The sequence below is a fragment of the Tardiphaga sp. genome (assembly GCF_044340795.1).
Lineage (GTDB): Bacteria > Pseudomonadota > Alphaproteobacteria > Rhizobiales > Xanthobacteraceae > Tardiphaga.
In genome coordinates this window covers 1-7,560 of the sequence record NZ_JBIISY010000274.1, presented here as the reverse complement: position 1 = coordinate 7,560, position 7,560 = coordinate 1, and the positions used below count along the sequence as shown (strand labels likewise).

Genomic DNA, 7,560 nt, shown 5'->3' with positions numbered 1-7,560 from the left:
GTAGCTCGCATCCGGGCCGATCATGCAGATCGCATCGCCGCGCCCTTCCGCGACCCAGCGGTCGAGAAACGGCACCACGCAATTGATGCGCTCGGGATATTGGAATTCGGGACGCGTGAAGGTGAATTCCGGCAACTGGTCGGCCGGCGGCATGTTGTCCCACGCGAAGGTGTCAACATGCGCGGTGTAGCGCTTCCCCGTCTGTGTATCGGCAGCGGCCATGACATGCTCCTGCGTCCGGACGCGTCGAGGCGTCGTTGGAAATCATTTTAGACTTAAAACATATCGGCGCAATGGCGGAAATTGGGGGCACGGTGAAATTTTTGGCGCAGTGCGGCGTTTTGCGCGGATAGTTTGGGCAGATGGCCTCAAGTTTCATCTGCCCCCACTGCTTGTCACCACCCGCGAAAGCGGGTGGTCCAGTACACGGCGGCCGCGCGGTTGATCACTGCAAACGGTGTCTACTGGATCGCCCGGTCAAGCCGGGCGATGACAAACCGAGTACGACTTACGCCTTGGCCAAATCTTTCAACCGCAGCACCATCGCCGATTCCGGATCAGCCAGCGGCGCGATCGCCGTGAAATGATTGGCGCCCGGAACCGTGTCATAGCGCGTCGGAATGGCTTTACCCCAGGCTTCGACAATGCTTCGGCTCTGGCGGAAATACTCGTTACTTTCCGCGCCACCGACCACCGCATCGAGGCTGCCATGGCTCGGCACCGGGCCGAACAAGGGACTGGCGGCGCGCGCGCTGACCTCATCGAGCTGCAGCGCCTTGTTGATCGAGGTCGGCACCAGCGGCGGCAGATCGAACAGGCCCGAAATGGCGTAGGCCGCCCTCACCGTCTCTTTCGGCAATGCGGGATCGAGCGCTGTCCAGTCGGTCGCCAGCATGCAGGCGGCGAGATGGCCGCCGGCGGAATGGCCGGAGATCACCAGCGGACGGCCGAGTTTTGCGAGTTCGCGCACCGCCGCACGCATCTGCGCGACGATATCGGCGACCGAGACCTGCGGGCAGAGATCATAGCTCGGCATCGCGACGCTGATGCCATGCGTGGTGAGACCGCGCGACAGATGGCTGAAGAAGGAGGCATCGAGCGCCTGCCAGTAACCGCCATGGATGAAGACCACGATCGGGCCTTTGTCGGCGGCTGCAAAATAGTCGATCCTGTTGCGCTCGCCTGCCCCATAGGTCAGCACGCGCGGCGCGCCATTCTGTTCGCGAAATGCCTTCGCATCGCGCGCCCAGCCGGCAATCAGCTCGCCGCTTTCCGGCACGCGGGCGCGGTTGTTGTATTCAGCCTCGAGATCGATCGCAGTCATATCAATAGAAGTCATGGCGTCTTGCTATTGGCCTTTTGCCCGGCCTTTTGGGCCGAGGCCTTTGTCTTCGCGAGCAGACGCATCAGCTCGCGCACGTCCTTTGGCGTGAGATCGGTAAAAATCTCGGCGATCCAGGTTTCGTGCTCCTCCGCCATCCGGCGAAATTCGGCGCGGCCGAGCTTTGTGAGGCGGATCACCTGGACGCGGCGGTCGGTCTCCGAGGTGCGGCGGTCCACGTGGCCGGATTCAACGAGGCGCTCGACCAGGCCGGTGACGTTGCCGTTCGACACCATCATGCGCTTGGAGACATCCGACAGCGTCATGCCGTCGGGCACCTTGTCGAGTTGCGCCATCAGGTCGAAACGCGGCAGCGTGACATCGAAGCGCTCGCGCAGGCGGCTGCGCACCTCGCCCTCGATCAGGGTCGTGCAGGTCAGAAGCCGCAGCCAGAGCCGCAGCTCATCGCCGTGATCTTCGGGAAGTTCGACAGCCTTGGTCTCGGAGTCGAGAATCATGATGCAATCTTACCAGTCCGGCGATCCGGCAGCGGACAAGGCCGCCGTCCATCCACAGTGTCATGCTGCAACCGCGATCTTTTGACCTTCAAGCAATTTCAGGAAGTTCGCAAGCCAAAACGCCGCAGCCTGTCCCCGATATTGATCTGGCCCATTTCTTTAGGCTTCAAATAAATTGGCCTGCCCCTTGCATAGTCCCGGTCACCGCGTTCTTGCGCCCAAAGACTGAGCGACTTCGCTTGCGGCAGCTGCCGCGCTCAGCTTAAGCTGCGGGCAAAAGAACACAACTTGATCGGGTTGACGCGTTTATTCGGCCGCCTGTCGGGGCCGATCGGAGGAGGACGTTTAATGAAGAAGCATCTCAAACTGGCAGCGTTTGCCGCATTGATGAGCGCGACCGCCATGCCGGCGCTGGCGCAGGAGAAAATCAAGGTCGGCGTGATCGTGTCGCTGTCGGGCGCCGGCGCCGTACTCGGCCAGCAGGCCCGCGACGGCTTCAACCTCGCCGTCAAGGATCTCGGCGGCAAGATGGGCGGCAAGGATGTCGAGGTCATCGTCATCGATGACGAATTGAAGCCCGATGTCGCCGTCACCAAGGTCAAGGGCCTGCTCGAGCGCGACAAGGTCGACTTCGTGGTCGGACCCATTTTTTCTAACATCCTGCAGGCGATCCACAAGCCGGTCACCGAGAACAAGACCTTCCTGATCTCGCCGAATGCCGGCCCGTCCAGCTATGCGGGCAAGGAGTGCAATCCGTACTTCTATGTGACGTCGTATCAGAACGACCAGATCCACCAGATCCTCGGTAACGTGGCTCAAAAGCGCGGCTACAAGAAGATCTATCTGATCACGCCGAACTACCAGGCCGGCAAGGATTTCGTCGCCGGCGTGAAGATGGACTTCAAGGGCGAGATCGTCGAAGAAAGCTACATGCCGCTCGGCACGCTCGACTTCCAGGCCGAGCTGTCGAAGATCGCATCGATGAAGCCCGACGCCGTGCTCACCTTCATGCCGGGCGGCATGGGCGTGAACCTCGTCAAGCAGTACAAGCAGGCCGGCCTGCTCGACCGCATCCCGTTCCTCTCCACCTTCACCGTCGATGAATCGACGCTGCCGGCGCAGCAGGATGCGGCCATCGGCATGTTCGGCGGCTCGAACTGGGCGCCGAACCTCGACAACGCGGCGAACAAGAAGTTCGTGGCGGAATATGAGAAGGCCTATAACAGCGTGCCGGCGACCTATGCCTTCCAGGCCTATGACGCAGCGCTGCTGATCAACAGCGCGGTCTCGTCGCTGAAGGGTGATCTGTCCGACAAGACCAAGGTGGCAGCGGCGCTGAAGAAGGCCGACTTCCCCTCGATCCGCGGCAGCTTCAAGTTCAGCAATAACGGCTATCCGATCCAGGATTTCTACCTAACCAAGGTCGCCAAGCGGGCGGACGGCAAGTTCCAGACCGAGATCGCGGAGAAGGTGTTCACCAACTACGCCGATCGCTACGCCAAGGACTGCGCTGCGCAGTAACACTTCGTCGTCCCGGCCTAGCACAGCGGAGCTGTGCGCGGAGCCGGGACCCATAGCCTCCGACGGAATGGTTGAAACGCTGAGCTACGACGATAGCGTCTTGATCAGATCGACGGCGTGTATGGGTCCCGGCGTACGCCGGGACGACACATTTCGGCAATGCCTCGAACAGTAAGTATCCTTTCAAGATGACCCTGACCCTCGCCCTCGTCCAGGTTTTGAACGGCCTGCAGTTCGGGCTGATCCTGTTCCTGATCGCCGCCGGCCTCACGCTGGTGTTCGGCGTGATGGACTTCATCAATCTCGCCCATGGCGTGCAGTATATGGTGGGCGCCTATTTCGTCGCCGCCTTCACCGCCATGACCGGCAGCTTCTTCACCGGCCTCGCGCTGGCGCTGCCCGCCGCGCTGGTCTTCGGCCTGGTGCTGGAGTTGCTGATCTTCCGGCATCTCTATGATCGCGATCACCTCGATCAGGTGCTGGCGACCTTCGGCGTCATCATCTTCCTCAATCAGGCCGTCAAATATGTCTGGGGCGCCGCACCGCTGAACGTGCCGATCCCCGATGCACTGTCCGGCGCCGTCGAAATCACCGATGGCCTGCTCTATCCGGTCTGGCGCCTCGTCATCATCGCCGTCGGCATCCTTGTCGGCATCGCGCTCTATGTGGTCGTCAACCGCACAAAACTCGGCATGCTGATCCGCGCCGGTGCCAGCAACGCCGCCATGGTCTCCGCGCTCGGCATCAATATCCGCCTGCTGTTCACCATCGTGTTCGGCGTCGGCGCCATGCTGGCCGGCTTTGCCGGCGCCATGATCGCACCGATCCTCTCGGTGGAGCCGGGCATGGGCGACAATGTGCTGATCCTCGCTTTCGTGGTCATCGTGATCGGCGGCATCGGCTCGATCCGCGGCGCCTTCATCGCCGCGCTCCTGATCGGCCTCGTCGATACGCTCGGCCGCTTCTTCGCGCCGGTGCTTTTGCGCGCGCTGCTCGATCCCTCCGCCGCGAGCCAGACCGGCCGTGCGGTGGCGCCGATGTTGATCTATATCTTGATGGCTGCCGTGCTGTTCTTCCGGCCCTCCGGCCTGTTCCCGGCCAAGAAGTAACGGGAGCGCATGATGAACAATCTCGTCGATCCCGACGCCGCCCCGGCCATCGCCACCCCGCCGCGCCTCGGCCGTGCGCTGATCCTGCCGGTGCTGATCTTTGCGTGTTTCGCCGCCGTGCCGCTGGCGCTGCTGCTGGGGCCGCAGAGCTATGTGCTGGCCGTCGTCACCCGCATCATGATCCTTGCGCTCGGCGCCATGTCGCTCGATCTGTTGATCGGCTATGGCGCGATGATCTCCTTCGGCCATGCCGCCTTCATCGGCCTCGGCGCCTACAGCGTCGCCATACTGGCCAGCCACGGCATCACCGATGGTTTTGTCCAGCTCGCGGCCGTGATCGCCACGTCGATCATTTTCGCATTGATCACCGGCGCGATCTCGCTGCGCACCAAGGGCGTCTATTTCATCATGATCACACTGGCCTTCGGCCAGATGCTGTTCTTCCTCACCACGTCGCTGGCCGCCTATGGCGGCGACGACGGGCTGACGCTTGCCGCACGCAGCACGTTCTTCGGTTCGAAATTCCTGAAGAACGATCTGGCGATGTATTACGTTGCCTTCGGTACGCTGCTCGGTGCCTATATCCTGCTGCGTGCCGTGGTCGCGTCGCGCTTCGGCCGCGTGCTGCGTGGCATCCGCGAAAATCCGGTGCGCATGGAGGCGATCGGCTTTGCGCCCTATCGCTACCAGCTCACCGCCTATGTGATTGCGGGCCTGATCGCCGGCGTGTCCGGTTTCCTGCTCGCCAACCAGACCGAATTCGTCAGCCCCGCTTACACCGCGTGGCAGCGCTCCGGCGAACTGATCTTCGTGCTCGTGCTGGGCGGCCTTGGCTCGCTGCATGGCGCGATCCTCGGCGCTGCCGCCTTCACGCTGCTGGCCGATATCCTGTCGCATTACACCGAACACTGGGCGATGATCTTTGGCCCGATCCTGATCCTGATCGTGCTGTTCGTCCGCGGCGGCATCAACGGCCTGTTCGGAGGCAAGCCATGAACAATGTCATGAGCAACGCTCTCCTGCAGCTGCAGAACCTCACCAAGAACTATGGCGCGCTGCGCGTGACCGATGACGTCACCTTCGATGTGCAGCCGCAGGAGCTGCATGCGATCATCGGCCCCAATGGTGCCGGCAAGACGACGCTGATCCACCAGATCTCCGGCCACGCACGGCCAGACTCCGGCCGCATCATCTTCGACGGCGACGACATGGTGCCGCTGCCGATGGCGACGCGCGCCCAGCGTGGCCTCGTGCGCTCGTTCCAGATCACCTCGATCCTGCCGCGCTTCTCGGCGCTGGAAAATGTCGCGCTTGCCGCGCAGGCGCGTGACGGATCGAGCTTCCGCTTTCTCGGCAATGCCGCCGGCGAGCGCGCGCTGAATGACAGCGCGATGGCGCTGCTGACCCGCTTCGGCCTCGGCGCACGGGCCCGCGTGCCGGCCGGGCAGATGTCCCATGGCGAGAAGCGGCAGCTGGAAATCGCCATCGCGCTCGCGGCAAAGCCAAAGCTGTTGCTGCTCGACGAGCCACTCGCCGGCACCAGCCACGATGAATCGCAGCGGCTGATCAATATCCTGCAGGAGCTGCGCAAGGAGCTGCCGATCATCCTGATCGAGCACGACATGGATGCGGTGTTCGCGCTGGCCGATCGCGTCTCGGTGCTGGTCTATGGCCGCATCATCGCCTGCGGCAAGCCGCAGGATATCCGCGACAATGCGGACGTGCGCGCCGCCTATCTCGGCGAGGAGGCTGCCTGATGCTCGCCGTATCAAACCTGCAGGCCGCCTATGGCGCGGCAAAGGTGCTGTTCGATATCTCGCTGCATATCAATGCCGGCGAAGTCGTGACCCTGCTCGGCCGCAACGGCATGGGCAAGACCACCACCATCAACGCCATCATGGGCCTGCTGCATCCGACCGGCGGCACCATCACCTTCGACAACAAGCCCATGGCCGGGCAGCCCTCCTATCGCATCGCGCAGGCCGGCATCGGCCTCGTGCCCGAAGGCCGCCAGATCTTTCCGACACTGACGGTGGAGGAGAACCTGATCGCCACGGCCGCCGTGCGTCATCCGCCAGCACGCTGGACGCTGGAAAAAATCTACGACCTGTTTCCGCGCCTGAAGGAACGCCGCAACAATCTCGGCACGCAGCTGTCGGGCGGCGAGCAGCAGATGCTGGCGGTCGGCCGCGCGCTGATGACCAATCCGAAACTGTTGATCCTCGACGAAGCGACCGAGGGCCTCGCGCCGTTGATCCGGCTCGAGATCTGGAATTGCCTGAAGAAACTCAAGGCGGAGAAGCAGTCCATTCTGGTGATCGACAAGAATGTCGATGCGCTCGCGGCCTTTGCGGATCGTCATGTTGTGATCGAAAAAGGCCGAGTCGTCTGGACCGGAACGTCCGAGCAATTGAAGAGCGATCCCACGGTGAAGGATCGGTTTCTTCATGTTTGATAACCACAAACGTCATTCTGCGTTTTTGAATGAAAGGAAATGAGCATGACAAAAACCGAATCCGCCGGCATCACCCGTGCCAATGAGGGCATGCAGGGCATCACCTGGAGCATCCTCGGCCAGACCTATGTGCCGAAGAACTGCACCGAGGATTCGTTCTCGTGGCACGCCACCTTCCCGCCCGGCACCTTCGTGCCGCCGCATATCCATCCGGACCAGGATGAGTATCTCTACATCCTCGAAGGCAAGCTCGATTTTTTCCTGGGCGGCAACGAGACCTCGGCGACGCCCGGCGATCTCGTTCGCCTTGAGCGCGGCATTCCGCACGGAATCTTCAACAAGTCGGACCAGAATGCGAAAGTGCTGTTCTGGGTGTCGCCGAGCCGCCGGCTCTATGACCTGTTCTGGGCGATCCACAACATGAAGGAACAGAAGCCCGAGGACGTGGTGGCGCTGGCTGCGGAATACAACATCCACTTCCTGCCGCCGCCTCCGGGGGCGTGAGGTAGTAGAAGAAGGCGGAAGTGATCTCCCTCCCCGGAGCGAAGCGAATGGGGAGGGTCCGCCGATAGGCGGGGGTGGGGTCTCTCAGCACGGTAGGTCGGAGTGTGGGGAAGCACCCCACCCGTCTCGACT

At 62.3% G+C, this 7,560-nt stretch carries 8 protein-coding genes and 1 pseudogene; 6 read left to right on the top strand and 3 right to left on the bottom strand.

The features are described from left to right. From ACIQ17_RS28455 to ACIQ17_RS28445, 3 genes and pseudogenes are all read right to left on the bottom strand, one after another. Window positions 1–222: pseudogene (locus ACIQ17_RS28455) on the bottom strand (2-aminobenzoate-CoA ligase); the annotation flags it as partial. Window positions 223–508: 286 nt separating this feature from the next. Continuing rightward, window positions 509–1,339, bottom strand: coding sequence for an alpha/beta hydrolase (locus ACIQ17_RS28450; RefSeq protein ID WP_398472758.1), 831 nt, complete (start codon window positions 1,337–1,339; stop codon window positions 509–511). Further along, on the bottom strand, window positions 1,336–1,839 hold the full coding sequence (locus ACIQ17_RS28445; protein ID WP_398472756.1) for a MarR family winged helix-turn-helix transcriptional regulator: 504 nt from the start codon (window positions 1,837–1,839) through the stop codon (window positions 1,336–1,338). The genes ACIQ17_RS28450 and ACIQ17_RS28445 overlap by 4 nt, the downstream gene beginning before the upstream one ends. Before the next feature lie 348 nt (window positions 1,840–2,187). On the opposite strand from ACIQ17_RS28445, the gene ACIQ17_RS28440 reads away from it, so the two are divergent. The 6 genes from ACIQ17_RS28440 to ACIQ17_RS28415 all read left to right on the top strand — a co-directional run bounded on the left by ACIQ17_RS28440 (window position 2,188) and on the right by ACIQ17_RS28415 (window position 7,428). Beyond that, window positions 2,188–3,360, top strand: coding sequence for an ABC transporter substrate-binding protein (locus ACIQ17_RS28440; RefSeq protein ID WP_398472754.1), 1,173 nt, complete (start codon window positions 2,188–2,190; stop codon window positions 3,358–3,360). Between the two features lie 188 nt (window positions 3,361–3,548). Next, window positions 3,549–4,469: a branched-chain amino acid ABC transporter permease gene (locus tag ACIQ17_RS28435; RefSeq protein WP_398472752.1), complete on the top strand. Its 921-nt coding sequence runs from the start codon at window positions 3,549–3,551 to the stop codon at window positions 4,467–4,469. A gap of 12 nt (window positions 4,470–4,481) precedes the next feature. After that, the gene (locus tag ACIQ17_RS28430; RefSeq protein ID WP_398472751.1) at window positions 4,482–5,465 is read left to right on the top strand and encodes a branched-chain amino acid ABC transporter permease; all 984 of its coding nucleotides are present in this window, start codon (window positions 4,482–4,484) and stop codon (window positions 5,463–5,465) included. A gap of 8 nt (window positions 5,466–5,473) precedes the next feature. After that, window positions 5,474–6,226, top strand: coding sequence for an ABC transporter ATP-binding protein (locus ACIQ17_RS28425; protein ID WP_398472750.1), 753 nt, complete (start codon window positions 5,474–5,476; stop codon window positions 6,224–6,226). Next, window positions 6,226–6,924 (top strand): ABC transporter ATP-binding protein, encoded by a 699-nt coding sequence (locus ACIQ17_RS28420; RefSeq protein ID WP_398472749.1) that lies wholly within the window; start codon window positions 6,226–6,228, stop codon window positions 6,922–6,924. Before ACIQ17_RS28425 ends, ACIQ17_RS28420 begins: the two co-directional genes overlap by 1 nt. Before the next feature lie 45 nt (window positions 6,925–6,969). Then, window positions 6,970–7,428 (top strand): cupin domain-containing protein, encoded by a 459-nt coding sequence (locus ACIQ17_RS28415; RefSeq protein ID WP_398472748.1) that lies wholly within the window; start codon window positions 6,970–6,972, stop codon window positions 7,426–7,428. Window positions 7,429–7,560 lie beyond the last annotated feature (132 nt).

What these genes read in the sequence shown, in the direction of transcription:
- ACIQ17_RS28425 (WP_398472750.1), top strand. Translation starts at nt 5,474, where the DNA reads ATGAGCAACGCTCTCCTGCAGCTGCAGAACCTCACCAAGAACTATGGC.
- ACIQ17_RS28435 (WP_398472752.1), top strand. Translation starts at nt 3,549, where the DNA reads ATGACCCTGACCCTCGCCCTCGTCCAGGTTTTGAACGGCCTGCAGTTC.
- ACIQ17_RS28445 (WP_398472756.1), bottom strand. Translation starts at nt 1,839, where the DNA reads ATGATTCTCGACTCCGAGACCAAGGCTGTCGAACTTCCCGAAGATCAC.
- ACIQ17_RS28430 (WP_398472751.1), top strand. Translation starts at nt 4,482, where the DNA reads ATGAACAATCTCGTCGATCCCGACGCCGCCCCGGCCATCGCCACCCCG.
- ACIQ17_RS28440 (WP_398472754.1), top strand. Translation starts at nt 2,188, where the DNA reads ATGAAGAAGCATCTCAAACTGGCAGCGTTTGCCGCATTGATGAGCGCG.
- ACIQ17_RS28415 (WP_398472748.1), top strand. Translation starts at nt 6,970, where the DNA reads ATGACAAAAACCGAATCCGCCGGCATCACCCGTGCCAATGAGGGCATG.
- ACIQ17_RS28450 (WP_398472758.1), bottom strand. Translation starts at nt 1,339, where the DNA reads ATGACTTCTATTGATATGACTGCGATCGATCTCGAGGCTGAATACAAC.
- ACIQ17_RS28420 (WP_398472749.1), top strand. Translation starts at nt 6,226, where the DNA reads ATGCTCGCCGTATCAAACCTGCAGGCCGCCTATGGCGCGGCAAAGGTG.